This is a genomic window from Streptomyces sp. NPDC091412, from assembly GCF_044756885.1.
Taxonomy (GTDB): Bacteria; Actinomycetota; Actinomycetes; order Streptomycetales; family Streptomycetaceae; genus Streptomyces.
Genome location: NZ_JBIVTV010000004.1, coordinates 393,376 through 418,039, shown reverse-complemented (window position 1 = coordinate 418,039; position 24,664 = coordinate 393,376). Strand labels below are relative to the sequence as shown.

22 protein-coding genes are annotated in these 24,664 nt (G+C 72.4%); 14 read left to right on the top strand and 8 right to left on the bottom strand.

Annotated features, from left to right (window positions below; all coding sequences use genetic code 11):
• Positions 1–99 precede the first annotated feature (99 nt).
• A complete protein-coding gene (locus ACIQMV_RS13200) occupies positions 100–1,116 on the top strand; it encodes an aspartate-semialdehyde dehydrogenase (protein ID WP_402592725.1) in 1,017 nt (338 codons plus the stop codon).
• Here the strand turns inward: ACIQMV_RS13200 and ACIQMV_RS13195 are convergent.
• Entirely contained in the window at positions 1,113–1,625 is a 513-nt protein-coding gene (locus ACIQMV_RS13195) for a DUF1203 domain-containing protein (RefSeq protein WP_402592724.1), read from the bottom strand. The genes ACIQMV_RS13200 and ACIQMV_RS13195 overlap by 4 nt on opposite strands.
• Before the next feature lie 112 nt (positions 1,626–1,737).
• Here ACIQMV_RS13195 and pepN point away from each other — a divergent pair, with 112 nt between their 5' ends.
• Positions 1,738–4,320, top strand: coding sequence for an aminopeptidase N (gene pepN / locus ACIQMV_RS13190; protein WP_402592723.1), 2,583 nt, complete (start codon positions 1,738–1,740; stop codon positions 4,318–4,320).
• Between the two features lie 101 nt (positions 4,321–4,421).
• On the opposite strand, the gene ACIQMV_RS13185 is transcribed toward pepN, so the two are convergent.
• From ACIQMV_RS13185 to ACIQMV_RS13175, 3 genes are read right to left on the bottom strand one after another with little or no spacing between them, the layout of a single operon-like run.
• Positions 4,422–5,333, bottom strand: a complete 912-nt coding sequence (locus tag ACIQMV_RS13185; RefSeq protein WP_141360870.1) for a LysR substrate-binding domain-containing protein — start codon at positions 5,331–5,333, stop codon at positions 4,422–4,424.
• Between the two features lie 58 nt (positions 5,334–5,391).
• On the bottom strand, positions 5,392–6,351 hold the full coding sequence (locus ACIQMV_RS13180; protein WP_402592722.1) for a DMT family transporter: 960 nt from the start codon (positions 6,349–6,351) through the stop codon (positions 5,392–5,394).
• 37 nt (positions 6,352–6,388) lie between these two features.
• Entirely contained in the window at positions 6,389–7,354 is a 966-nt protein-coding gene (locus tag ACIQMV_RS13175; RefSeq protein ID WP_402592721.1) for an EamA family transporter, read from the bottom strand.
• A gap of 78 nt (positions 7,355–7,432) precedes the next feature.
• On the opposite strand from ACIQMV_RS13175, the gene ACIQMV_RS13170 reads away from it, so the two are divergent.
• Complete coding sequence (locus tag ACIQMV_RS13170; protein WP_402592720.1) at positions 7,433–7,960, top strand: MarR family winged helix-turn-helix transcriptional regulator; 528 nt, start codon at positions 7,433–7,435, stop codon at positions 7,958–7,960.
• 162 nt (positions 7,961–8,122) lie between these two features.
• Here the strand turns inward: ACIQMV_RS13170 and ACIQMV_RS13165 are convergent, their stop codons facing one another.
• The 3 genes from ACIQMV_RS13165 to ACIQMV_RS13155 form a co-directional block, all read right to left on the bottom strand.
• The gene (locus ACIQMV_RS13165) at positions 8,123–8,386 is read right to left on the bottom strand and encodes a hypothetical protein (RefSeq protein WP_225075172.1); all 264 of its coding nucleotides are present in this window, start codon (positions 8,384–8,386) and stop codon (positions 8,123–8,125) included.
• A gap of 87 nt (positions 8,387–8,473) precedes the next feature.
• Complete coding sequence (gene malQ / locus ACIQMV_RS13160; protein ID WP_402592719.1) at positions 8,474–10,756, bottom strand: 4-alpha-glucanotransferase; 2,283 nt, start codon at positions 10,754–10,756, stop codon at positions 8,474–8,476.
• On the bottom strand, positions 10,757–11,020 hold the full coding sequence (locus ACIQMV_RS13155) for a hypothetical protein (RefSeq protein WP_141360859.1): 264 nt from the start codon (positions 11,018–11,020) through the stop codon (positions 10,757–10,759).
• Between the two features lie 257 nt (positions 11,021–11,277).
• On the opposite strand from ACIQMV_RS13155, the gene ACIQMV_RS13150 reads away from it, so the two are divergent.
• The 8 genes from ACIQMV_RS13150 to ACIQMV_RS13115 all read left to right on the top strand — a co-directional run bounded on the left by ACIQMV_RS13150 (position 11,278) and on the right by ACIQMV_RS13115 (position 20,261).
• Complete coding sequence (locus tag ACIQMV_RS13150; protein ID WP_402592908.1) at positions 11,278–14,295, top strand: beta-N-acetylglucosaminidase domain-containing protein; 3,018 nt, start codon at positions 11,278–11,280, stop codon at positions 14,293–14,295.
• Between the two features lie 106 nt (positions 14,296–14,401).
• On the top strand, positions 14,402–14,944 hold the full coding sequence (locus ACIQMV_RS13145) for a PadR family transcriptional regulator (RefSeq protein WP_402592718.1): 543 nt from the start codon (positions 14,402–14,404) through the stop codon (positions 14,942–14,944).
• The gene (locus tag ACIQMV_RS13140; RefSeq protein WP_402592717.1) at positions 14,941–15,630 is read left to right on the top strand and encodes an ABC transporter ATP-binding protein; all 690 of its coding nucleotides are present in this window, start codon (positions 14,941–14,943) and stop codon (positions 15,628–15,630) included. Before ACIQMV_RS13145 ends, ACIQMV_RS13140 begins: the two co-directional genes overlap by 4 nt.
• Positions 15,627–16,976 (top strand): ABC transporter permease, encoded by a 1,350-nt coding sequence (locus tag ACIQMV_RS13135; RefSeq protein ID WP_402592716.1) that lies wholly within the window; start codon positions 15,627–15,629, stop codon positions 16,974–16,976. The genes ACIQMV_RS13140 and ACIQMV_RS13135 overlap by 4 nt, the downstream gene beginning before the upstream one ends.
• Before the next feature lie 307 nt (positions 16,977–17,283).
• Complete coding sequence (locus ACIQMV_RS13130) at positions 17,284–17,580, top strand: hypothetical protein (RefSeq protein WP_141360851.1); 297 nt, start codon at positions 17,284–17,286, stop codon at positions 17,578–17,580.
• Positions 17,581–17,647: 67 nt separating this feature from the next.
• Positions 17,648–18,412 carry an ABC transporter ATP-binding protein gene (locus ACIQMV_RS13125; RefSeq protein ID WP_402592715.1) on the top strand — a complete coding sequence of 255 codons (765 nt, stop codon included), beginning with the start codon at positions 17,648–17,650 and terminating at the stop codon, positions 18,410–18,412.
• Entirely contained in the window at positions 18,409–19,641 is a 1,233-nt protein-coding gene (locus ACIQMV_RS13120) for a hypothetical protein (RefSeq protein WP_402592714.1), read from the top strand. Before ACIQMV_RS13125 ends, ACIQMV_RS13120 begins: the two co-directional genes overlap by 4 nt.
• Positions 19,635–20,261, top strand: coding sequence for a hypothetical protein (locus tag ACIQMV_RS13115; RefSeq protein WP_402592713.1), 627 nt, complete (start codon positions 19,635–19,637; stop codon positions 20,259–20,261). The genes ACIQMV_RS13120 and ACIQMV_RS13115 overlap by 7 nt, the downstream gene beginning before the upstream one ends.
• Before the next feature lie 181 nt (positions 20,262–20,442).
• On the opposite strand, the gene ACIQMV_RS13110 is transcribed toward ACIQMV_RS13115, so the two are convergent.
• Positions 20,443–20,979, bottom strand: coding sequence for an HNH endonuclease (locus tag ACIQMV_RS13110; RefSeq protein ID WP_141360845.1), 537 nt, complete (start codon positions 20,977–20,979; stop codon positions 20,443–20,445).
• 312 nt (positions 20,980–21,291) lie between these two features.
• On the opposite strand from ACIQMV_RS13110, the gene ACIQMV_RS13105 reads away from it, so the two are divergent.
• The 3 genes from ACIQMV_RS13105 (at position 21,292) to ACIQMV_RS13095 (ending at position 24,618) form a co-directional block, all read left to right on the top strand.
• Positions 21,292–22,407 (top strand): mechanosensitive ion channel family protein, encoded by a 1,116-nt coding sequence (locus ACIQMV_RS13105; RefSeq protein ID WP_402592712.1) that lies wholly within the window; start codon positions 21,292–21,294, stop codon positions 22,405–22,407.
• 212 nt (positions 22,408–22,619) lie between these two features.
• Positions 22,620–23,240 carry a Uma2 family endonuclease gene (locus ACIQMV_RS13100; RefSeq protein WP_402592711.1) on the top strand — a complete coding sequence of 207 codons (621 nt, stop codon included), beginning with the start codon at positions 22,620–22,622 and terminating at the stop codon, positions 23,238–23,240.
• Positions 23,241–23,406: 166 nt separating this feature from the next.
• Positions 23,407–24,618 (top strand): ROK family protein, encoded by a 1,212-nt coding sequence (locus ACIQMV_RS13095; protein WP_402592710.1) that lies wholly within the window; start codon positions 23,407–23,409, stop codon positions 24,616–24,618.
• The last annotated feature ends 46 nt before the right edge of the window (positions 24,619–24,664 follow it).

Below are 24,664 nucleotides of genomic sequence, written 5' to 3'. Positions count from 1 at the left end.
GCAATGGATTGGACAGACGGACCCGGGACAGACGCATGATGGAACCGTCCTGCGCGTACCACGTACGCGGAGCCAGTGAAGTGAGCAGAAGGAGTCGCCGTGAGGATCGGAATCGTCGGAGCCACCGGTCAGGTCGGCACGGTCATGCGCGGGATCCTCACGGAGCGCGATTTCCCGGTCACCGAGCTGCGCCTGTTCGCCTCGGCCCGCTCGGCGGGGACGGTCCTCGACGGGGTCACGGTGGAGGACGCGGCCACCGCGGACTACACCGGCCTGGACATCGTGCTGTTCTCGGCGGGCGGCGCGACCTCGAAGGCGCTGGCCGAGAAGGTCGCCGCGCAGGGCGCCGTGGTGATCGACAACTCCTCGGCGTGGCGCAAGGACCCGGACGTCCCGCTGGTGGTGTCCGAGGTGAATCCCCACGCGATCACCGACCGTCCCAAGGGCATCATCGCCAACCCGAACTGCACCACGATGGCCGCGATGCCGGTCCTCAAGCCGCTGCACGCGGAGGCGGGCCTTCAGGCGCTGGTCGTCGCCACCTACCAGGCGGTGTCCGGCTCGGGCGTCGCGGGCGTCGCCGAGCTGCACGGCCAGACCCAGAAGGTCGTCGCGGACGCCGACAGGCTGACCCACGACGGCGCGGCCGTGGACTTCCCCGAGCCGTCCGTCTACAAGCGCCCGATCGCCTTCAACGTGCTCCCCTTCGCGGGCAACCTCGTCGAGGACGGCCTGAACGAGACCGACGAGGAGCAGAAGCTCCGCAACGAGTCCCGCAAGATCCTGGAGATCCCGGAGCTGAAGGTGTCCGGCACCTGCGTGCGCGTGCCCGTCTTCACCGGCCACTCCCTCCAGGTCAACGCCCGTTTCGCGCGCCCGCTCAGCGTGGAGCGCGCGACCGAGCTGCTGGGCGGGGCCCCCGGTGTCGCCCTCTCCGACATCCCGACGCCGCTCCAGGCGGCCGGCCAGGACCCGTCGTACGTCGGCCGCATCCGCCGCGACGAGACGGTGGACAACGGCCTGGCCCTGTTCATCTCCAACGACAACCTCCGCAAGGGCGCGGCCCTGAACGCGGTGCAGATCGCGGAGCTGGTGGCGGCGGAGCTCAAGGGCTAGTCGGTGCCCACTTGGTTCCTGCGCACCTCGTAGAGGAAGCAGCCGTACTCGACGGCCCGGACGTGGACGAGCGCCACGGCCGGGTCGTCGAACGCCTCCGCGAAGGCCGCGTCGAACCGGGGGGAGCCCTCCCCGACCAGCCGCCCGCCCAGGATGTGCCCGTCGGCGCCGTAGCGCCGGACCACACGGTGGGCGTTGGTGAACGGGTGGCCTTCACCGGCCGGCCCCGCGCACTCCCGCGCGTGGATGAAGACCGGCCCCTGCTCGTCGTACGCGCCCACAGCGGCGCCCGTCTCCGCCGCCCAGCGCCGCAGCGGGGCGTAGGAGACCAGCGCGATCCGCTCCCCCGGCTCACTCCTGCGCAGGCAGCAGCGCAGAGGCGCGCCGCCCTCCTCGTCGGTGAACGGGGCCGCCGGACGTCCGGCGTCGTCCCGTTCCCGCAGCCGCGCCAGCACGGCCGGGGCGATGGCACGTGCGCTGTGTCCCGTCGTTTCGCTCACTGTCGTCATGCCCTCAGCCTCACGCCCCGCCGCCCCGGTCACCGGCGGGATCCGGTCGTCGCGTTCCGCGCGGGTCACGTGGAAGGATGGCGCAATCCACACATCACGAGGAGATGACCGCGTGCCTGGCACAAACCTGACTCGCGAAGAGGCGCAGCAGCGGGCGAAGCTGCTCACCGTTGACTCGTACGAGATCGATCTCGACCTCTCCGGCGCGCAGGAGGGCGGCACCTACCGGTCCGTGACCACGGTGCGCTTCGACGTCGCCGAGGACGGCGCCGCCTCCTTCGTCGACCTGGTGGCCCCGACCGTCCACGAGGTGACCCTCAACGGCGACCCCCTCGACCCCGCCGAGGTCTTCGAGGACTCCCGGATCGCCCTGCCGGGCCTGCTCCGGGGCCGCAACGTGCTGCGCGTCGTCGCCGACTGCGCGTACACCAACACCGGTGAGGGCCTGCACCGCTTCGTCGACCCGGTCGACGACCAGGCCTACCTCTACACCCAGTTCGAGGTCCCGGACGCCCGCCGGGTCTTCGCCAACTTCGAGCAGCCGGACCTGAAGGCCACCTTCCAGTTCACGGTCAAGGCGCCCGAGGGCTGGACGGTCGTGTCCAACTCGCCGACCCCCGAGCCCGAGAACAACGTCTGGGTGTTCGAGCCGACGCCGCGCATCTCGACGTACATCACGGCGCTGATCGTCGGCCCGTACCACAGCGTGCACAGCGTGTACGAGAAGGACGGGCAGTCGGTCCCGCTCGGCATCTACTGCCGGCCCTCGCTCGCCGAGTTCCTCGACGCGGACGCGATCTTCGAGGTGACCCGGCAGGGCTTCGACTGGTTCCAGGAGAAGTTCGACTACGCCTACCCGTTCGAGAAGTACGACCAGCTCTTCGTGCCGGAGTTCAACGCGGGCGCGATGGAGAACGCGGGCGCGGTCACCATCCGCGACCAGTACGTCTTCCGGTCCAAGGTGACCGACGCGGCGTACGAGGCGCGGGCCACCACGATCCTGCACGAGCTGGCCCACATGTGGTTCGGCGACCTGGTCACCATGGAGTGGTGGAACGACCTGTGGCTGAACGAGTCGTTCGCCACCTACGCCGAGGCCGCCTGCATGGCGTACGCCCCCGGCTCGAAGTGGCCGCACTCGTGGACCACGTTCGCCAACCAGATGAAGACTTGGGCGTACCGGCAGGACCAGCTGCCGTCCACCCACCCGATCATGGCGGAGATCCGCGACCTGGACGACGTGCTCGTCAACTTCGACGGCATCACCTACGCCAAGGGCGCGAGCGTCCTCAAGCAGCTGGTGGCCTACGTCGGCATGGACGAGTTCTTCCGTGGCGTGCAGGCGTACTTCAAGCGGCACGCCTATGGCAACACGCGCCTGTCCGACCTGCTGGGCGCGCTGGAGGAGACCTCCGGGCGCGATCTGAAGACCTGGTCGAAGAAGTGGCTGGAGACGGCCGGCATCAACATCCTGCGCCCGGAGATCGAGACCGACGCCCAGGGCGTCATCACCTCCTTCGCCATCCGCCAGGAGGCCCCCGCCCTGCCCGCCGGCGCGAAGGGCGAGCCGACCCTGCGCCCGCACCGGATCGCGGTCGGCCTGTACGACCTCGACGAGGCGAGCGGCAAGCTGGTGCGCGCCGCGGACGGCCGGATCGAACTGGACGTGGACGGCGAGCTGACCGCCGTGCCGCAGCTGGCCGGCCGGCCCCGCCCGGCGGTGATCCTGCTCAACGACGACGACCTGTCGTACGCCAAGGTGCGCCTGGACGAGGGGTCGCTGGCCGTCGTCACCGAGCACCTGGGCGACTTCGAGTCCTCGCTGCCGCGCGCCCTGTGCTGGGCGTCGGCCTGGGACATGACCCGGGACGGGGAGCTGGCGACCCGCGACTACCTGTCGCTGGTGCTGTCCGGGATCGGCAAGGAGTCCGACATCGGTGTCGTGCAGTCACTGCACCGCCAGGTGAAGCTGGCCGTCGACCTGTACGCCGACCCGGCCGCCCACGAGGCCCTGCTCACCCGCTGGACCGACGCCACGCTGGCCCATCTGCGCGCGGCGGAGGAGGGCAGCGACCACCAGCTGGCGTGGGCGCGCGCCTTCGCGGCGACCGCCCGTACCCCGGAGCAGCTGGACCTGCTCGAGTCCCTGCTGGACGGCTCGCACACCATCGAGGGCCTGGTCGTCGACACGGAGCTGCGCTGGGCGTTCGTGGAGCGGCTCGCGGCCGTCGGCCGGTTCGACGAGGCGGAGATCGCGGGCGAGTACGAGCGCGACAGGACCGCGGCCGGTGAGCGGCACGCGGCCACCGCCCGCGCCGCCCGCCCGACCGAGGAGGCCAAGGCGGAGGCCTGGGCGTCGGTCGTCGAGTCCGACAAGCTCCCGAACGCCGTCCAGGAGGCGGTCATCGCGGGCTTCGTCCAGACCGACCAGCGCGAGCTGCTGGCGGCCTACGCCGACCGGTACTTCGAGGTGGTCAAGGACATCTGGGGCGCCCGCTCCCACGAGATGGCCCAGCAGATCGCGGTCGGCCTCTACCCGTCGATCCAGGTGTCCGAGGACATCCTGCGCACGACCGACGAGTGGCTGGTCTCGGCCGAGCCGAACGCGGCGCTGCGCCGGCTGGTCTCGGAGTCGCGGGCGGGCGTCGAGCGCGCCCTGAAGGCCCAGGCGGCGGACGCGGCGGCCCAGTCCTAAGACCGCCGGTACGGCGATGCCGTACCACCGCCCGTGCGGCGGCAGGGGGCGCCCGGTGTTCGACCGGGCGCCCCTTTCCCTTCCGGTCTCCGCCTTTCCCGTCACTCGGGGCGGGCGAGCCCGGCGGCCGCGGACCGCAGTGCCTCCAGCACCCTCGCGGGCGCGGGCGCGTCCCGCGCCCCCTTGCGCACGGCCGCCACCACATGCCGGTACGGCCGGTCGGCGGCCAGGGCGCGCATCACGACGCCCTCTCTGCTCACCGCCGCCATGCGCGGGACGAGTGCCACGCCCATCCCCGCCTCCACCATCGCCAGGATCGCCGTCCAGCCGGCCGCCGAGTGGCCCTGGTACGGGCTGAACCCGGCCGCCTCGCAGGCCGCGCGCGTGATGTCCGACCAGGGTCCGCTGCCGCCGAAGATCCACGCCTCCTCCGCCAGCTCGGCGAGCCGTACCCGGGCCGCCGAGGCCAGCCGGTGCCCCGGCGGCAGGGCGAGGTCGAGCGGGTCGGCGAGCAGCGGCACCAGCGTGAACCGCGGGTCCACCGTGCTGGGCGCCTGCGCGGCCAGGGACAGCGCGAGGTCGACCTCCCCGGCCGCCAGCAGCTCGTAGGCCTCGCCCGCCTCCGTCTCCCGGACCCGGACGGTCACCGCCGGATGCGTGCCGCGCAGCGCCCGTACCGCCGGCACCACGAGCGCGGGCACCGCGGTGGAGAAGGCACCCACCCGCACCTCACCCGCCTCGCCCTTGGCATACGCGGCCAACTCGGCGTCCGCGCGCTCCAGTTGTTCGAACACGGCCTCGGCGTGCCGCAGTACGAGCCGCGCCGCGTCCGTGAGCCGCACCCGCCGCCCCTGCGCCTGCAACAGTTCCACCCCGAGCTGCCTGGACAGGTTGGTCAGCTGCTGCGAGACGGCGGACGGCGTCATCCGCAGCGCCTCGGCCGTCGCGGTCACGGTCCCCTGCTCCCGCAGGGTCCGCAGGATCAGCAGCTTCCGGATCTCCCACTCGGCCATGGCGGCAACCTATACGGGCCGTACGGGGCCGCCGTGCGGAGTTCCCGCGCGGGTTCCCTCAGCGGCGCGAAGCCGTCCCGAGGACCACCCCGCCCAGGATCAGCGCCATGCACAGCGCCTGCCGGGGGCCGATCGCCTCTCCGAGCAGGGCCCACGACAGCAGGGCCACGCAGACCGGTTGCAGGTAGTACACGAGTCCGGCGCGGGTCGGGCCGACGAGGGCGATCGCCTTGCCCCAGGCGAAGAACGCCACGGCGGAGGACATGACGCCGACGTAGAGCAGGGGCAGCACCGTGCCGGGGGCCGGTTCGAAGCCGCCCTGGACCGCGAGGCTGACGGCCTGCGCGGGCAGGAGCAGCACGGTGCCGAACAGGAACGTGGTGAACAGGAAGGCGACGCCGTCGAACTCGGCGGGGCGGCGGCGCAGCAGGGCGCTGTAGGAACCGAAGCAGCAGGCCGCGACGATCATCCACAGGTCCCCGGCCGTGAACGACGCCACCCCTCCCCCACCCACGAGCAGCAGCACACCCGCGCAGGCGGTCAGCAGCCCCACGACCCGGCGCGCTCCGAGCCGTAAACCGCTCGCCCGTTCGAAGACCGCCATCAGCACCGGCGAGGCCGCCATGATCATGCCCATGTTGGCCGCCGGGGTGGTCAGGCCTGCCTGGTTGACCAGGGTGTTGTAGACGGCGACGCCGAGGAGGGAGGTCAGCAGCACATAGCCGAAGTGGCGCCGGATCAGTGCCCGCTGCCGCCAGGCCATGCGGGCGCCGAACGGGGCGACGGCGGCCAGTGCCACCACCCAGCGCCAGAACGCGTGCTGCACCGGCGGCACGCTGTCGTGCAGCGCGCGCGAGGTGACGAAGCTGCCGGCCCAGACGACGGTGGCGAGGGCGGCGAGCGCGGTTCCGAGAGCGGGGGCGCCCGCCCTCGGGCCGCTCGTGGCGGTGGGGCGGGCGGTGGTGCGGCTGCCCGTGGCTGGGGGCGGTGTGGTGGTCCGGGGGCGGACGTCGGCCACGTAGGTCCTCTCGCTGATGGGGTGAGCGGGGTCCGCTCTACCGTCGCAGCACCGAACCAGTCAGGTCCATCGAATCTTGACGAGCATTCCTTTCAGTGGAACTGAATGGTTGCGGCGGTGCGGCCGCCGGGCGGGCGGCGCCGAGCTGTCCCGCCAGCGTCGCCCCGAACGCCAGCGCCATGCCGACGAGCTGGACCGGGGTGAGCGCCTGCCCCAGGACGGCCCAGCCGACCACGGCGGCGGTGAGCGGTGACAGCGGGCCGAGGAAGGTGACCCGGGTGGCGGAGAGCCTGCCGATGCCGCGGAACCAGAGCCAGTAGGCGAGCGCCGTGTTGGCCAGGGCGAGATAGGCGTAGCCGCCGAGGGCCCGGGCGTCCAGCGCGGGCGGCGGCCCCTCGGCCAGCAGGGCGAGGGGCGCGATCAGCAGTCCGCCCGCGGTGAGCTGCCAGCCGGTGAGCGCGAGCGGACTCACGCCGGCCGGGCGGCCCCACCTCTTGGCCAGCACGGTGCCGGTGGACATCGAGGCGGTGGAGGCGAGGGCGGCGGCGACACCCACGCCGTCCAGCGCCCCGGCCGCCCTCAGCACGACGAGGCTGACCCCGAACGCGGCCACGACCCCGGTGAGCAGCGCCCGCCCCGTCGGCCGCTGCCCCAGCAGCGGTGCCGAGAGCCCCATGACGAACAGCGGTCCGACCGAGCCGACGACCGCCGCCATCCCGCCCGGCAGGCGGTACGCGGACAGGAACAGCAGCGGGAAGAAGGCGCCGATGTTCAGCGCGCCGAGGACCGCCGCCTTCCACCACCAGGCGCCCTTCGGCAGCACCCGGGCCAGCGCGAGCAGCAGCAGCCCGGCGGGCAGGGCCCGGGCCAGCGCCGTGAAGAGCGGCCGGCCGGGCGGCAGGAACTCGGTGGTGACGGCGTAGGTGGTGCCCCAGGAGATGGGGGCGAGGGCGGTGAGGGCGGCGAGGGACCAGGTGGCGGCGGGACGCCGGGAGACGGTCATGCAAATAGCTTAGCCACAAGCTACTTAGCGTCAAGCTACTTTCTTGCGGTCGACCGTGAGGCGGCGGATACTCGGTCCATGAGTGAACGCCCCCAGCAGCGCAGGGACGCCGTCGACGCGATCATCGGCCAGTGGGCGGCCGTGCGGCCCGATCTCGACACCGCGGGGATGGAGGTCTTCGGGCGGATCTTCCGGCTCTCGCGCGCGATGGGAGACCGGATGGAGAAGGCGTACGCGCCGTTCGGGATCTCGCGGGGCGAGTTCGACGTGCTGGCCACGCTGCGCCGGGCCGGCGAGCCCTACACCCTCTCGCCCCGGCAGCTCTCGGCGACGCTCATGCTCACCACGGGTGGGATGACCGGGCGGCTGGACAAGCTCGAGGCCGCGGGGCTGCTGCGCCGCTCGCCGGATCCGCACGACCGCCGCGGCCTCAAGGTCACGCTGACCGACAAGGGGCTGCGCCTCATCGACGAGGCGGTCGGCGCGGGACTGGCCGCGCAGACGGAGGCGCTGTCCGCCCTGGACGCCGAACGGGCGGGCGAACTGGCCGCTCTGCTCAGGGAGCTGATGGCCGGGACATCGGAGTCACCGGGAGCGCCGGCGTAGGAGCCGGCCGGTGATCCCGCAGTCGCCCGGCCCGCCGGTCCCGCAACGCACCCAGGGCGCCCACCTCGCCCACGTACGGCGGCTGTGCGCGTACGTACGGCGAGGTCGACGCCCTCGGAGGAAGTGTGCTGCGGACGGGCCCGCGGCGGGAGGAGGACTCGGTCAGGCCTTGACGTCCACGTCCCGGCTCGCGCGCGGCTGCCGGTCCTTGGACTTGTCCAGAACCATGACCAGACCGGTGATGACCAGGAACAGCAGGAGAGGGAGACCGACGAACAGACCCAGCGTCTGGACGACGCTCAGGCCCGGGCCGGGGTCGTCGCCGTCGTCGCGGGTCAGCGCGAGCGCGGGAGACGACATGAGCAGCATCATCAGCGTCGTACCGGCGGCCAGAGCGCCGGCGCGCAGGGCGTTCTTCTTGTCCACGGTGCAAACGTAGCGAACCCCGAAACGGGTCGCGCGCCCGGGGTGCCGTATCCGCACTGTCCGGCACCGGCGCGCGTGGCCCGGCGGTCAGCCCGCGGCGCCCGGCGCGGCCCGAGCGTCCGTCCGCAGCACGTCCGTCAGGGCGTGCAGCCGGGGGGACGCGGCGAGGTCCTCCAGGGTCACCGGGCGGCCGTCGGCGTCGGCGACGGGCAGGCGCCAGTTCGGGTACTGGTCCCAGGTTCCGGGCAGGTTCTGCGGACGCCGGTCGCCGACCGTGTCGGGCAGCCACAGGCCGATCATGCGGGCCGGGGTGCGCAGCAGGAAGCGGTGGACGGCCTGGATCCCGGCCTCCTCCGAGCAGCCGCCGGCACCGCCGTCCGTGCCTCGCAGCAGGCCCAGCTCCGCCAGCAGGGCCAGCCACTCGCTGGTGTCCGCGGCGGCCTCCGCGCGCTCCTCCTCCAGGGGACGGGTGAGCAGGCCGAGGCGGTGGCGCAGTTCGACGTGCTCGCCGGTGAGGCGGGCCGCGGTGGACGGCAGGTCGTGGGTGGTGGCGGTGGCCAGGCAGTCCGCGCGCCAGCGTTCGGGGGGCAGCGGGCGGCCCGACCCCTCCCAGTCCCGTTCGAACCACAGCACCGAGGTGCCGAGCACCCCGCGCCGGTCCAGGGTCTCCCGCACTCCGGGCTCCACCGTCCCGAGGTCCTCGCCGATCACCACGGCCCCCGCCCGCGAGGCCTCCAGCACCAGCACGGCGAGCATGGCCTCGGCGTCGTAGCGGACGTACGTGCCCTCGGTGGGCGGCAGGCCCTGCGGGATCCACCACAGCCGGAACAGGCCCATGACGTGGTCGATGCGCAGGGCGCCCGCGTAGCGGAACAGGGCGCGCAGCAGCCGGCGGAAGGGCGCGTAGCCGGAGACGGCGAGGCGGTCGGGGCGCCAGGGCGGCAGGCCCCAGTCCTGACCGCGCGCGTTGAAGGCGTCCGGCGGCGCGCCGACCGACATGCCGGCCGCGAAGTGGTCCCGCTGCGCCCAGGCGTCGGCCCCGCCGGGATGCACGCCCACGGCGAGGTCGTGCACGATCCCGATCCCCATGCCCGCCTCGCGAGCCGTGCGCTGGGCGGCGGTGAGCTGGGCGTCGGTGAGCCAGGCGAGCCAGGAGTGAAAGTCGACGCGGTCCGCCAGCGCGGCGCGGGCGCGGGCCGTCTCCGCCGAGCGCGGGTCCCGCAGCCCCTCGGGCCACCGGCTCCAGTCCGAGCCGTGCACCTCGGCGAGGGCGTACCAGGTGGCGTGGTCCTCCAGGGCCCGGCCCTGCCCGGCGAGGAAGTCGGCGTAGGCGGCGCGGCGGCCGGGACCGAGCGGCACCCGCCGCACCAGCTCCAGCGCCTCCCGCTTGAGCTCCCACACCGCGTCCCGGTCGATCAGGGCGCCCTCGTCCAGTACGGCGGCGCGCAGCCGGCCGGCCCGCTCCGGCAAGGGCCGCAGCCGGTCCTGCTCCTCGACGTACGCGAACTCCGGGACGTCCTCGACGCGCAGGTGCACCGGGTCGGGGAAGCGGCGCGAGGAGGGGCGGTAGGGGGACGGGTCGGCGGGTGGTCCGGGCACGGCCGCGTGCAGCGGGTTGACCTGCACGAATCCGGCACCCAGCGCCCGTCCGGCCCAGCCGCTCAGCTCGGCGAGGTCACCGAGGTCGCCCATGCCCCAGGAGCGGTGGGAGAGGAGGGAGTACAGCTGGACGAGCAGCCCGTACGAGCGTCCCGCCGGAGTGGGCAGCCGGGGCGGGGCGGCGATCAGGTGCGCCTGCCCGGTGCGGCCGTCGGGGGCGGTGGCGGTCAGTCGGTGGACGCCCGGCGGAAGGCGGTCCAGGCGGTCCGTCCCGTCCACACCCTGCACCCAGGAGCGGGTCCCGCCCCGCTCGGTCTCGACGTCCAGCCGGGTGCCGGGCGGCAGCCCGGCGAGGGCCGGCGGCGGCAGCCCGGCGTCCGCCTCGGCCGCGGGGTCGCCGTCGGTGACAGGATCCGTCGCGGGACCGCCGGTGGGGCCGTCCGTGGAGCCGCCGGTGGGACTGTCCGTGGGGCCCAGCCAGCACACCACCGTCGGCGGCAGCAGCCGTTCGTCCCGTTCCCGTTCGCGGGCGGTGAGCGCGGCGCGGGCGGCCGCGGGGGTGCTCGCGTCGACGTCCAGGGCGGCCAGGGCCGCGACGACCGCGTCGGCGGAGGCGGTGACCGTACGGCCCAGGGAGGGGCTGTAGGAGGTGGCGACGCCGTGCAGCGCGGCGAGCCGGGTCAGCTCGTCACCGAGAGATCCGGGAGATCCTCCGGAAGATCCGGGAGCTTCGGAAGGTCCGGGAGGTTCGTCCGGCCGCGGTTCCGTCATCTACAACTCCGCTCGACAGGGGTCCTGTCCGGCCGACTCGGCGACCGATTCGCTGGTCAGGGGGGCCGGCTCGGCGAGCGGCGGCTCGCTGGTCAGCGGCTCGGCGTCGGGCAGCGGCGGCTCGCTGGTCAGTGGGACGTCGGCGCGGGTGCCCTCCGCGCCGAACACGCTCAGGCCGGGGTCGGCGGGCAGCAGGTGGTCGGCGGGCGGCTCCGCCACGTGTTTGGACAGGGCCGAGAGCAGAAGGTGTGCCGGTGCGGCCACGGGGGCCTCCTTGTCGAGTACGGCATCAAGGGGATTACCGCAGCCCTACCCAGTGCTCGCCGCGGCAGACGTATGAGAACGACCTACGTGCCGCTGGTCACATTCCCCTTCACCAGGTTGGGGCAATCACGGCACAACGGCCACTCTCGTTGACACCTTCCCGCAGGGATGGTGTGGTCAGGACTCTTCGACACTGCCTTCGGCCCCGCCCGGCGAAGGCCGATCGACGAGGAGGGGCCGTGCGGCGTCGGCGCGGTATGGGGCATGGGAAGAGCGCGGCCGCACTCGCGTTCGCCGTCATGGCCGGAACACTGGGAGCCGCACCCGCGGCCGTCGCGGCGCCGTCGGCGCCCGACCCGGGCGCCGGCCTCCCGGCTGCGAAGCCGGAGCACCCCGCCGCGGACTCCTCCGGCCCCGCGGTGTGGCCGCGCCCGCAGTCCCTGCGGACGACCGGCGGCGCGGTGAAGGTCGCCGACCGGGACGTCGCCCTCGTCACCGACACGGAGGCAGACCCGTACGCCCTGAGCGCGCTGCGCTCGCTGCTGTACGGGGCCGGGACCCGGTCGGTCACGGACCTCGCCGTCACGGACCCGGTTCCGGCGGGCGCCCTGGTGGTGCGCGCGTACACCGAGCGGGCGCACGGCGACCCTCGGCACGCGCTGCCCTCCGGCGGCTACCTCCTCACCACCGGCGGCGGCGCCCTGACGCTCACCGGCGCAGGCGAGGACGGCCTGTTCCACGCCGTGCAGACGCTGCGGCAGCTGCTGCGCCCCGACGGAACCGTCCCCGGCGTGACCGTCCGGGACTGGCCGGGCACCGCCGTGCGCGGCACCACCGAGGGCTTCTACGGCACCGCGTGGACGCAGCAGCAGCGGCTCGCCCAGCTGGACTTCATGGGCCGCACCAAGCAGAACCGGTACCTGTACGCCGCGGGCGACGACCTCTACCGCCAGGAGCGCTGGCGCGAGCAGTACCCGGCCATGCAGCGGGCCGCCTTCCGGGAGCTGGCCGACCGGGCGAGCGCCAACCACGTCACGCTCGGCTGGGCGGTGGCGCCGGGCCAGTCGCTGTGCTTCGCCTCGGACGACGACGTACGGGCGCTGACCCGCAAGCTGGACGCCATGTGGGAGCTCGGTTTCCGGGCGTTCCAGCTCCAGTTCCAGAACGTCAGCTACAGCGAGTGGCACTGCGGCGCGGACCCGGCCCGTTTCGGCTCCGGCCCGGACGCGGCGGCACGGGCGCAGGCGCGGGTGGCCAACGAGGTCGCCCGCCACCTGGCGGAACGTCATCCGGACGCGGCGCCGCTGTCGTTGATGCCGACGGAGTTCTACGAGGACGGCGCGACGCCCTACCGGCGGGCGCTGGCGACCGCGCTGGACGCGTCGGTGCACGTCGCCTGGACCGGGGTGGGCGTGGTGCCGAGGACCATCACCGGCGACGAACTGGCCGACGCCCGCGCCGCGTTCGCGCATCCGCTGGTCACCATGGACAACTACCCGGTCAACGACTACGCCGAGGACCGGATCTTCCTCGGCCCGTACACCGGGCGTGAACCGGCCGTCGCCAGCGGCTCGGCCGCCCTGCTGGCCAACGCGATGGAGCAGGCGGAGGCCTCCCGCATCCCGCTGTTCACGGCGGCCGACTACGCCTGGAACCCCCGCGACTACCGCCCCGAGGAGTCCTGGCAGGCGGCCATCGCCGACCTCGCGGGGGGCAACGCGCGGCGCCACGAGGCGCTGTCGGCCCTGGCCGGCAACGACGCGTCCTCGGTGCTCGGCGGCACCGAGTCGGCGTATCTGCGCCCGCTGATCGCGGACCTGTGGCAGGCCCGTACGACGACGGACCGGGCCGCGAACGAGCGTGCCGAGCAGCGGCTGCGCGCCGCCTTCACGGTGCTGCGCGAGCTGCCGCGCGGACTGGCCGGCGAGGGCACCCTGGCGGCCGAAGTCGCGCCGTGGTCCGCGCAGTTGGCCCGCTACGGCAAGGCGGGCGAGGCGGCGCTCGACATGCTCCGCGCCCAGCGCGCGGGCGACGCGGCGGGGGCCTGGAGCGCGTACCGGACGCTGGACCGGTTGCGGGCCGAGGCCAAGCAGGCCGATGTGACGGTCGGCAAGGGCGTACTGGACCCCTTCCTCGACCGGGCGCGGCAGGAGTACGAGACCTGGGCGGGCCTGGCGCACGAGCCGGAGGCGGACCCGGACGGGGCGCCGGACGGCCGCACGATCCGTTTCCCGCACGCCCGCGCCCTCACCGCCGTGACGGTCCTCAGCGACCCCGGAACCATCGGTGACGTCGAGGTCCACGTCCCCGGACAGGGCTGGCGCCGGGTGGGATCGCTGGCGCAGGGGGGCGCGACGGAGCTGGAGACCACGCAGTCCCCGTCCCCGGGCGGCCCGGTGACACACCCGCCTGCCCTCTGGCCGCCGGTCTCCCCGGCTCCGGGCCTCTGGACGCGCCCGCCGGCCCTCGTGCAGCCCACTCCCCCGCCGGCCGGCACCCGCGTCGACGCCGTCCGCGTGACCGGCGCCTACCCGACCCGGGTGCGCCACCTGGTCCCCTGGTTCGCCGACACCCCGGTCGCGGACCTGGAGCTGCCGCGCGCCGAGGCCGACGCGGAGATCGGCGGCACGGAGCGGCTGACCGCCCGGCTGTCCTCCGGCCGTCCGGCCGACGTACGGGGCAAGATCACCGTCGAGGCTCCCGAGGGCATCGAGGTCCGTGTTCCCGCCACCTCGTTCACCGTGCCCCGCGGCACCACGGTGGACGTACCCGTCGAGGTGACCGTGCCGCCCGCCACGCCCGCACGCGCGTACGACATCCGCGTCACCTTCGCCGGGGTGACCCGCACCCTCACGGTCCGCGCCTTCCCGCGCACCGCCGGCTCCGACCTGGCGCGCACCGGCACGGCGAGCTCCTCCGCCGACGAGACCTCCGACTTCCCGGCCTCCGCCGCGATCGACGGCAACCCGGACACCCGCTGGTCCTCCCCCGTCGACGACGGCGCCTGGTGGCAGGTGGAGCTGCCGCACGCGGTGCGCCTGGGCAAGGTCGCCCTCCACTGGCAGGACGCCCACCCCTCCGCCTACCGCGTCCAGGTCTCCCCCGACGGCCGCCGCTGGCGCACCGCCACCACCGTCCGCGACAGCACCGGCGGCCGCGAAACCGTGCGCATGGACGCGCGGGACGTCCGCTACATCCGCGTGCAGGGCGACAAACGAGCCACCCAGTACGGCTATTCGCTCTGGTCGGTGGAGGCGTACGCGGTCGCGGACTGAGCCCACCGGGCAGCCGACGCGTTCAGATCGTCCGGCGGAATCGTCCGGCGGGATTTTCCGGAGATCACTATTCACTCAGTACATGTACTCAGTACATACTGAGCGCATGAGCACCCGCCACATCCTGCTGGGCCTGCTCGCCGGAGGGCCGAGCCATGGCTACGACCTGAAGCGACGCCACGACGAACACTTCCCGCAAGCCCGCCCGCTGGCCTACGGGCAGGTCTACACGACCTTGCAGCGGCTGATCCGCGACGGACTGGCCCAGGTGGAGGGCACCGACTCCGACGGCGGCCCGGAGCGCACGCTGTACCGCCTCACGGCCGAGGGCTCCCAGGACGTGGCCGTCTGGGCCGGGCAGGTCACGCCTCCCGCGCCCTTCGTGACGAACGAGATCTTCGCGAAGGTCGTCGTGGCGATCCTCACCGGCGGCGACCCCGCCGCCCACCTGCTCGCGCAACGCGCCGCGCACATGGAGCGGATGCGGGAGCTGACGGCGGTCAAGACCGCCCCGGGCGCCGACCTGACGACGGTGCTCTCGGCGGACTACGCCCTCAACCACCTCGACGCCGACCTGCGCTGGATGACCACCACCCAGGCCCGGCTCACCACTTTGACCGCTCTGACCGTGGAGGTCGACCGAGCATGAGCAACCCTCCGGTGCCGCTTCTGGTGGCCCGAGACCTCGTCAAGTCCCATGGCAGGACCCCGGCGCTGCGCGGGGCGTGCCTGGAGCTGCGCGAGGGCGAGATCGTCGCCGTGACCGGCGCCAGCGGCAGCGGGAAGTCCACACTGCTGCACTGCCTGGCGGGCATCGTCCGGCCGGACGCGGGCTCGGTGACGTACCGCGAGGAACGTGTCGACGGACTGCCGGAGCGGCGCCTGAGCGAGCTGCGCCGCACCGACTTCGGGGTGGTGTTCCAGTTCGGCCAGCTGATCCCCGAGTTGACCGCCGTGGACAACGTCGCGCTGCCGCTGATGCTGGCCGGGACCGCGCGGGGGGCGGCCCAGGAGCAGGCGGGGGCATGGCTGGAGCGGTTCGGCGTGCGGGAGCAGGAGGCCGCGCGGCCCGGGGAGTTGAGCGGAGGACAGGCGCAGCGCGTGGCGCTGGCACGGGCGTTGGTGACCGCACCGAGGGTGGTGTTCGCGGACGAGCCGACGGGGGCACTGGATTCGCTGGCGAGCGAACAGGTGATGGCGGCCCTGGTGGGAGCCGCCCGGGAGGCGGGCACGGCGGTGCTGCTGATCACGCACGACGCCCAGATGGCGGCGTACGCCGACCGCGAGGTGCGGTTGCAGGACGGCGTGACGGTCGCGTCGGGGGTGCTCGCGTGAGGACCGATCTGCGGCTGGCCTGGCTGCTCGTGCGGGGTTCGGACCGGCGGGAGTGGTGGCGGATCGCGCTCACGGCGGTGGGCGCGATGTGCGCGACGGGGCTGGGCCTGGCGGCCGCCGTCCTGGCCACGGTACGCGGGCAGTACCGCCTGTCCTTCGGCAACGGCCTGCTCGACCAGCCCGGCGAGCGCTCCGGAGTGATCGTCTCCCTGCTGCTCCTGCTGGTGCCCGTCCTCGGCTTCCTCGGGCAGTGCGCCCGGATCGGCGCGGTCCACCGCGACCGGCGGACGGCCGTGCTGCGGCTGGCGGGCGCGGAGCCGGGCCGGGTGCGGCGGATCGCCGCGCTGGAGACCGGGCTCGCCTGTCTGCTGGGCTCGGCGCTCGCCACGGCCGGGGCGGCGGCGGTGCTGGTGGCCGTGTGGGAGCGGCCGACCGCGTCGGCCTGGGCCGGGATGGCGCTGGTGGCGGTCGTGGTACCGGCGCTGGGCATGGCGGCCGGGGTGCTGGCGCTGCGCCGCGTGGTGGCCTCACCACTGGGGTGGGTGCGGCGGAGCCCTACGCGCTCGGGGCGTGGTCCGGCGCTGCTGTTCGTGGGCGGACTGCTGGTCGTGGGCGTGGTGGCGCTGGGGGCGGTGGCCGGTACGACCGCCGGCTCCCGGCATTCGTCGAGGGGCCCAGTCATCGTCATGGCGGCGGTCCTGGCCGTCGGCGCGGGCGCGGTGTGGCTCACGGGCGCCCTGTCCCGGCTGACCGGCCGGCTGCTCGCGGCCCGGACCGGCTCCCCGGCGGTGCTGATCGCGGCGGAACGGCTGCGGGACGACCCGTGGGCGGCGGCCCGCACCCATGCGGCGGTGCTGCTGGTGACGGTGGTCGGGACCGGGTTCATGGGGGTGCGGCAGGCGCTGCTCGCGGAGCTGGGGACCGCGGACGACACGCACGGTTTCGCCGAGGACGCCTCCTTCTACACGACGGGTCTGAACCTCACGGCCGCAGCCATCGCCCTCGCCCTCGCGATCGTCCTCACGGCGCTCGCCGTCGGTACCGCCGAGTCCGTCGCCACCCGGCGCCGGGCCCTGGCCGCGCAGGTGGCCGCCGGAGTACCCATCCGGGTGCTCGCCCGGGCCCTCCTGCTGGAAACCGCCCTGCCCCTGGCCCCGGCCGTACTCGTGGCGGGCATCGGCGGCCTGGCGATCGGCATCTGCTACGGAGCCTTCACCACCGGGACCGTGCCCTACACATCACTCCTGGTCCCCGCCGGCGTGTACGCCACCTGCCTGCTGGCCACGGCCGCGTCCCTGTCCCTGCTCCACCGCTCGGTCCGCCCGGCGGAGCTGCGGTACGCGTGATCCTCCGGTCCCGGGGACCCGGGGACCCGGGACCGGAACAACCGGACCTCACGCGGCTACGCCGACAAAGCCCTGGGCCGAGCTTCTCGAGCTCGCAGGCTGAATACTTACCTTTACCGCGGGACTTCGTGGCCAATTTACTGGCGATTCGACGCAAAATCGCGATGATCAGGGGGGTGGTTTTAGCCAAGATCTACGAATGGCGCCCTGAATCCCCGCATGCAGGATATGTTCATCTGGGCGTCGGGAGCACCTCGATGTCTAATCCCTTTAAGGGATTTTTGCATGCCTAGGGGAGGAATTCTTCATGCGCAAGAGAGCTGCAACCATAGGCGCCGCACTCGCGGGCGCTGCCCTGCTGTTCGGGGCAACGTCCGCTTCGGCTGCCGAGGCCGGCGCTCAGGCCCTGTCCTGCAAGACCAGTGCGGGCAACACCGGCGGCTGGGCCGAGTGCACCGGCTCCGGCGTGTGGCGCGCCAAGGCCGTCTGCAACTTCGAGTCGGACAAGTACTCACAGCGCGTCGACCAGAAGAGCGGCACCGTCCGGGTCTACGTGCCGGACTGCACCTTCAGCATCGAGAAGGTCGTCGTCGAGCTCCTCTGACGCTGCGTGAACGAACGCGCTGGGGCGTAGTGAAAGTACGCCCCAGCGCTGTCCCATAGGATCACACATGCCGCTGCTAGAAGTAAATTCCCTCCACCAGGGATACAAGCGTAAACCGGTCGTTCGTGGACTCGACCTTGAACTCGACGCGGGAGCCTTCGGGCTTCTGGGACCCAACGGCGCGGGCAAGAGCACGCTCCTGCGGAGTCTGGCCACGGTGAGCAGGCCCACGTCAGGGAGCGTCCGGGTGTTCGGGAAAGAGATCACCACGGCGAAGGAGCTCCGAGCAGCGCGGCGTGAGATCGGGTTCCTTCCCCAGAGCTTTGCCTACCCCGCAGACTTCACAGTCGTCGATTTCGTGAGGCACTGTGCTTGGCTGCGTGAGGTTCCCCGGAGCCGCATTCCGGTAGTGGCTGCGGAAGCAATCGAGCGGGTGGAGCTCGGCGAGCAGGCCAGCACCCCGCTGCGGAGGTTGTCCGGAGGCATGCTGCGTCGAGCGGGGATCGCCCAGGCGATTGCAGGACGCCCCGGACTGGTGATTCTTGACGAGCCGACCACAGGTCTCGATCCGCATCAGCGGGTCAGGTTCAGGGAACTGATCCGGGACCTGGCAGAGGCCAGCTGTGTCCTGCTCAGCACACACCTGGTTGAAGACGTCGCTCACACCTGTTCGCGCATAGGCGTTCTGCATGAGGGCACCCTTCGGTTCGTCGGCACACCGACCGAACTGGAGAAGTTGGCCACTCCCGGTTCTCCTGGGGACACACCCCTCGAACAGGGTTATGCCTCGGCCTTGAGCAGGTCGGCTTCACACGTGACTGATGCGTCATGAGCGGATTCCTGGTCGAACTTCGTCGGACTCCCGTCCGCTGGACGGTACTTCCTCTGCTCATCGCCTCCGCCGCCATGGTCTTCCTCGTGGGAGGCGAGTGGAGGGGCTCCTGGCCGGAGACCTCCGCCGCGGCGACCCGCGCCGCCATTCCCCTGATGGTGGCCGCGGTCGGCATCGCGGCCCACAGGTCCTCCCAGTTCCGCCGCAGCGGCTCGGAAACGATTCTTGCCGCGCGCCCTCCCTATCAGGTGGAACTGACCCGGCTGGCCGCCGACACCGTATGGCTCGGCGCGGTCTATCTCCTCTGTACCGTGTCCGCCTGGGCCGCCACGGCAGGGGCGCCAGGCGGGCCGTGGCCCGAGTACGTTCTTTTCGGGGTCTCCGGAGTGGTGTTCGCCCTGGCGCTCGGACACTTCATCGGCCGCGTGCTGCCCAGCCGCTTCACCGGTGCGATTGCCGCAGTCGGAGGGTTTCTCCTCTTCAGCCTGGTCTTCGGATCGCAGTCCTCTCCACTCGCCGATGTGGTCTTCTACCACGCCGTCGACGTGCGCCTGTCGGCCACGCACATGGCATGGCGACTCGTGGTCACCGTGTTCGCCGTCGCGGCCATGTGCACCGTCAGCGCGCTGATGAGCAGGGACACGCGCCTGAAGGGCGCGGCAACCGCCGGCGGCTTCTTCTCCGTTGCCACGCTGGTCTGCATGGCCGCCATGCCGGGCAACGACAGCTCCCTCCTGGAGAACCGCCGGCCCGAAACGCCGGTCTGCGCCCCGGGCGGCGGAAGCACCGTGTGCGTGTGGCCCGAGCACGCGAAACGACTCGACGGAGCCGTCGACGCTGCACAGAAGGTCATCGCGGCTGCTCAGGGCGTTCTGCCCGCCCCGGAACGCTATACGGAGCAAGGCCTGGAGCGAAACGGCTTGGGTGGCTTCACGCTCGACCACGGTCAAAGGGACCTTCTGCACACCATGCTTCTGGAACTGACGTCCCCGCACAAAACCTGGTGCGAAGAGGAGCCTGAGGAAAAGGCCGAACGAAGGATGTACGCGGGACTCCGGCTGGAGGCGTGGATGGAGGCACGTGTCACGGGCTCCAGCAAGCTGCCCGACTACGTGTACTCGGGAGACACGGGATGGCAGTCGGAGGTTCGCCGGGCCCTCACCCTGCCCAACGCCGATCAAGTGACCCAGGCGAAGCGGTGGGCACGTGAGATGCGGGCGTCATGCTGACCGGCGATCGCGCATTCTCACCGCTGCGCTCCCACCTGCGGTCGCATCACAGCGCGCGGTCCTTGGCGTTCATGGTGGTCTGTACCGTGGCACTCACCTGGTGGGGAGGACATGCTGTCCTCTTCCCGAACGTGAGCGGTGGTAAGCCCATTCCCGCATCCGGCGCCGCGTTCATGCCGTTGCTCCTGGGCATCGGCGTGCTCATCTCGGCCATCGACGGAATGGCTGACTTCTCCGGGGCGTCGGCCCGCCCCCGCAGCCACGTGCTCGCTTGGCACCTGGCTGCGGCACTGGGGACCGCGGTTTTCCTGTCCTGCGTCGCCCTGCTCCTCTCCGGCGAACCGGACGCACTGCCCTTGGCTTTCAGGAATACCTTGGGTTTTACGGGCCTGGCGGGCATCTCCGCCGCATTGCTGGGCTTCAGGCTCTCCTGGCTTCTGCCCCTCGGCCAGACCATCCCGGCCTTCCTCTTGGGAACCCCGGACCTTGAGGGCACTCATGCACAGTGGTGGGAATGGCCGCGTGCCGGCACCGGGAATGGAACATCGTGGGCGGTGGCGGTGGGGCTGTTGACGCTGGGGATGCTCCTTGTTCTTTTCTCGGCCGACCGTAGAAGGTGAGTCCACCAGACCCGGGGCACATCGGGCGACGGGCCGATTTTCACCATCGGACGGACGGTGACGTCCCGCTCGTCCCGCGCGAGCTGGTTCGGCTGGGGCCGGGTGTGACGCCCGGCCCGCGTACCCGAACAGGACGCGGGCCGGGCGTCGCACCCGGCGGCAATGCGAAGGCCCGGAATCGTCAGGCGGAGATGCCGTCGATCCGGGCCAGGGCGTCGTCCGCGCCGTACGGCTGCAGGTAGGGCAGCCAGCGCGGGTCCCTATGCCCGGTGCCGATGATGCGCCAGGCCAGGCCTGTGGGCGGGGCCGGCTTGTGGCGCAGGCGCCAGCCGAGCTCGACCAGGTGGCGGTCGGCCTTGACATGGTTGCAGCGGCGGCAGGAGGCCACCACGTTGTCCCAGACGTGTTTGCCCCCGCGCGAGCGCGGGATGACGTGGTCGACGCTGGTGGCGATGCCACCGCAGTACATGCACCGGCCCCCGTCGCGCGCGAACAGCGCCCTGCGGGTCAGAGGAACGGGCCCCCGGTAGGGAACCCGCACGAAACGCTTGAGCCGGACCACGCTGGGTGCGGGGACGGTAACGGTTGCGCTGTGCAGATAGGCGCCGGACTCCTCGAGGCAGACTGCCTTGTTCTCGAGGACGAGGACGAGCGCGCGGCGGAGCGGTACGACGCCGAGCGGCTCGTACGACGCGTTGAGGACCAGGACATGCGGCACGGATGCCTCCTTGTACGCCGGCGGCGCGTGGCTCGCGCCGGGGCTGCCTGCAGTCAGTTTCCCCTCATGCCTGGTGAACGCGCCACCATGTCCCGGTAACGGGCTGGGAGTGTTTTCGACCACATCTCATTCATCCCCCGGACCACGGCCCCTTCACACAGCCTGTTCAGAGGCCGGTGGTCACCGTGTCCCCATGCGCCCTTCCCCGAACTTCACGGGAACCCACACACCCTGCCCCGTTAGTGTGGTGGTTCTGCCCGTCCGGTGATCTCTTCGTGACCCAGTCGATATTGACCCCGTGCCGGAGGGCGGATGCACCTGGAGGTACCTGCCGTGTCCTTGCCCGCCGCCCTGCCGGCCGCCGGTCCGTCGCCGTCGCCGTCGCCCTCCGAGTCGCCGGCTCTGACGGTCCCGACGTTCCAGGACGCCCACGAGACCGCGACGAACGCCGCCAGCTGGGTCGAGCAGAACTGGTCCACGTGGCTCGCCATCGGCCTGAAGATCCTGCTGATCCTGGTGATCGCGGCGGTGCTGAGAGGGGTGGTCCGGCGGGCGATCACCAAGGTCATAGACCGCATGGCCCGTACCGCCCAGGCGGTGGACGGCACCGCGCTGGGCGGGCTGCTGGTCAACGCCGAGCGCCGCCGGCAGCGCTCGCAGGCGATCGGCTCGGTGCTGCGCTCGGTGACGAGCTTCCTGATCATGGGCACGGCGGCGCTGATGGTGCTGTCCACCTTCGAGATCAACCTGGCCCCCCTGCTGGCCTCGGCCGGTGTGGCCGGTGTGGCGATCGGTTTCGGCGCCCGCAACCTGGTCACCGACTTCCTCTCCGGCGTCTTCATGATCCTGGAGGACCAGTACGGCGTCGGCGACTCGATCGACGCGGGCGTCGCCGCCGGCGAGGTGATCGAGGTCGGACTGCGCGTGACCAAGCTGCGCGGGGCGAACGGCGAGATCTGGTACGTCCGCAACGGCGAGATCAAGCGCATCGGCAATCTCTCCCAGGGCTGGGCCACGGCCGGCGTCGACGTCACCGTCAGGACGGACGAGGACCTGGACAGGGTGAAGGCCACCCTCGACGAGGTCGCCGAGCGGATGAGCAAGGAGGAGCCCTGGAACGAGCTCCTGTGGAGCCCGATCGAGGTGCTCGGCCTGGACAGCGTGCTGATCGACTCCATGGTCGTCCGCGTCACCGCCAAGACCATGCCGGGCAAGTCGGTGACCGTCGAGCGGGAGCTGCGCTGGCGTGTCAAGCGCGCCTTCGACGTGGCCGGCATCAGGATCGTGGGCGACGCGACGGCCCCGGCGGAAGAGGCCCCGGCAGCCGACCCGACGGCGGGCATGTCGGCCCCCTCGGCGTTCGCCAGCACCACCTCCCCGCAGTCCCTGGCGGCCTCGCCGATCCCGCCGCCGTCGCTGTCGAAGTAGAACAACCGCACCCTCACGGCGAAAGAGGCGGCGCCCGGAAAGCCCCGGGCGCCGCCTCTCGCGTGTACGAAAGAGGGACGGAACGGTTCAGCACACTCGTTCGAGTGAAGGGGTGCGGATCCCACCGTGCGGCGCGCCCCGCACGCTCCATCGTTCTGCCGGGGCACCCGGCGCGGGCGTAGCCTCACCCCAGCGCGACAAGGAGACCAGCGATGAGCGCCGAACCGATCATGGAGCCGGTGATGACGCAGGTGGACCCCATCGACCTGTTGAACGCGATCGAAAAGGCGTCGCCGATGCCGATTCGGCCGGAGTACATCGAGGGGACGGTCATCGTGCCTCCACAGCCGAACGACCATCACAACGACGGCGCCTTCACGCTCGCGGTCCAGTTCTTCAACGCCGGGTTCGAACTGGCGGGCATGGGCAACGGTTGTCGCGCCGCCAACAGGGACGGCGGCACCATGGCCCTGCTCATTCCGGACTTCTACGTCCGGCGACGCAAGGCCTCCGAACTCGACGAGTCCTACCGCAAGACCCACAAGGGCTGGTACCCCGTCGACATGATCGCCCTCGTCGGCGAGGTGACGTCGAGCAACCACTGGACGGACACCGGCCCCAAGCTCCGCACCTACGCCGCCGCAGGCGTCTCCGTCTACGTCCTGGTCAACCGCGAGACCCGGACCGCCCACTGCTACACCACCCCCGTGCTCCCCGACGAGGACCCCACCAAGGCGTACTACGACGGCGAGGCCAAGGTCGACCTCGGCGATCCGCTCCCCCTCCCGGCGCCGTACCCCACGCTGGACACGGCGCCGTTCGTCAAGGACTGACCGGACCGGGCTCCCGCCGCACACACCCCTCGCCGCCCCGCGGGCAACCGCTCCGCTGCCGGGGCCGCTTTTCCCTTGACGTTCGCTTCGCCCCGGGCATACCTTCCTCCCACCCGAATAGGAAACTTTCCTAACAGTGATGTCCAGGGGAAGGCAGGTGCCGACTATGTCAGGAGCCGCCGGCACGCCGGGCACCCCGCGGGTCCTGCGCGCCATGAACGACCGCGCCGCCCTGGACCTCCTGCTGGAGCACGGGCCGCTGTCGCGCACCAGGATCGGCAAGCTGACCGGCCTGTCCAAGCCGACCGCCTCCCAGCTGCTGGCCCGCCTGGAGTCCGCCGGGCTGGTTCTCGCCACGGGGACCAGCGAGGGACGCCCGGGCCCCAACGCCCAGCTGTACGCGGTCAACCCGGCCGCCGCCCACGCCGCCGGGCTGGACGTCACTCCCCTCCGCATCCGCGCCGCCGTCGCCGACATCACCGGCCGCACCGTCGGCGAGTACGAGCTGCCGACCCCCGGCCGGCGCCCGTCCCAGCCCGTCGCACGACAGGTCACCGACGCCCTCGACGGCGCGGTGGAGGCGGCGGGGCTGGCCCGCGGCGACGTGCACCGGCTGGTCATCGGCACCCCCGGCGCCTTCGACCCCAACACCGGCCGCCTGCGCTACGCCTCCCATCTGCCCGGCTGGCACTCCCCCACCCTGCTCGACGAACTCGCCGCCGCCCTGCCGATGGCGGTGGAGTACGAGAACGACGTCAACCTCGTGGCCATGGCCGAGCAGCGGCTAGGCGCGGCCCGCGGCCACCGGGACTTCGTGCTGCTGTGGAACCAGGAGGGCCTGGGCGCCGCCCTGGTGCTCGGCGGCCGGCTGCACCGCGGCTGGACCGGCGGTGCCGGCGAGGTCGGCTTCCTGCCGGTGCCGGGCACCCCGCTGGTCCGCCAGGTCACCAGGGCCAACAGCGGCGGCTACCAGGAACTGGCCGGCTCGCAGGCGCTGCCGAAGATGGCCCGCGAGCTGGGCATCGAGGACCTGCCCACGGGGTCCTCCGCCGAGGCCGCCGCCGAACTCGTCGCCCGCGCCGCCGACCACGCCACCGGCCCCCACCGCACGCTCCTGACGACGTACGCGACCCGGCTCGCGACCGGTCTCGCCTCCCTCGTCTCCGTCCTCGACCCCGAACTCGTCGTCCTCAGCGGCGCCTCGCTCACCGCCGGCGGCGAGGTGCTGCGCGCCCTGGTCCAGGCCGAACTGGAGGAACTGGCCGCCTCCCGGCCCCGCCTGGTGGTCGGCGACGTCCGTGAACACCCCGTGCTGCGCGGCGCGTTGGAGAGCGCGCTCGCGAAAACCCGCGACGAGGTCTTCGACACCTCGCGCTGACCGCCGTACCGGCTGCCGTACCCGCCCCGCCCCTTCCCTCACCGCC

Bases quoted from the DNA above. Each gene is read 5' to 3' on its own strand.
- ACIQMV_RS13195 (WP_402592724.1), bottom strand. From the start codon at position 1,625: ATGACGACAGTGAGCGAAACGACGGGACACAGCGCACGTGCCATCGCC.
- malQ (WP_402592719.1), bottom strand. From the start codon at position 10,756: ATGACGGAACCGCGGCCGGACGAACCTCCCGGACCTTCCGAAGCTCCC.
- ACIQMV_RS13150 (WP_402592908.1), top strand. From the start codon at position 11,278: ATGGGGCATGGGAAGAGCGCGGCCGCACTCGCGTTCGCCGTCATGGCC.
- ACIQMV_RS13125 (WP_402592715.1), top strand. From the start codon at position 17,648: ATGCCGCTGCTAGAAGTAAATTCCCTCCACCAGGGATACAAGCGTAAA.
- ACIQMV_RS13175 (WP_402592721.1), bottom strand. From the start codon at position 7,354: ATGACCGTCTCCCGGCGTCCCGCCGCCACCTGGTCCCTCGCCGCCCTC.
- ACIQMV_RS13120 (WP_402592714.1), top strand. From the start codon at position 18,409: ATGAGCGGATTCCTGGTCGAACTTCGTCGGACTCCCGTCCGCTGGACG.
- ACIQMV_RS13170 (WP_402592720.1), top strand. From the start codon at position 7,433: ATGAGTGAACGCCCCCAGCAGCGCAGGGACGCCGTCGACGCGATCATC.
- ACIQMV_RS13140 (WP_402592717.1), top strand. From the start codon at position 14,941: ATGAGCAACCCTCCGGTGCCGCTTCTGGTGGCCCGAGACCTCGTCAAG.
- ACIQMV_RS13095 (WP_402592710.1), top strand. From the start codon at position 23,407: ATGTCAGGAGCCGCCGGCACGCCGGGCACCCCGCGGGTCCTGCGCGCC.
- ACIQMV_RS13130 (WP_141360851.1), top strand. From the start codon at position 17,284: ATGCGCAAGAGAGCTGCAACCATAGGCGCCGCACTCGCGGGCGCTGCC.
- ACIQMV_RS13115 (WP_402592713.1), top strand. From the start codon at position 19,635: ATGCTGACCGGCGATCGCGCATTCTCACCGCTGCGCTCCCACCTGCGG.
- ACIQMV_RS13145 (WP_402592718.1), top strand. From the start codon at position 14,402: ATGAGCACCCGCCACATCCTGCTGGGCCTGCTCGCCGGAGGGCCGAGC.
- ACIQMV_RS13185 (WP_141360870.1), bottom strand. From the start codon at position 5,333: ATGGCCGAGTGGGAGATCCGGAAGCTGCTGATCCTGCGGACCCTGCGG.
- ACIQMV_RS13100 (WP_402592711.1), top strand. From the start codon at position 22,620: ATGAGCGCCGAACCGATCATGGAGCCGGTGATGACGCAGGTGGACCCC.
- ACIQMV_RS13105 (WP_402592712.1), top strand. From the start codon at position 21,292: ATGCACCTGGAGGTACCTGCCGTGTCCTTGCCCGCCGCCCTGCCGGCC.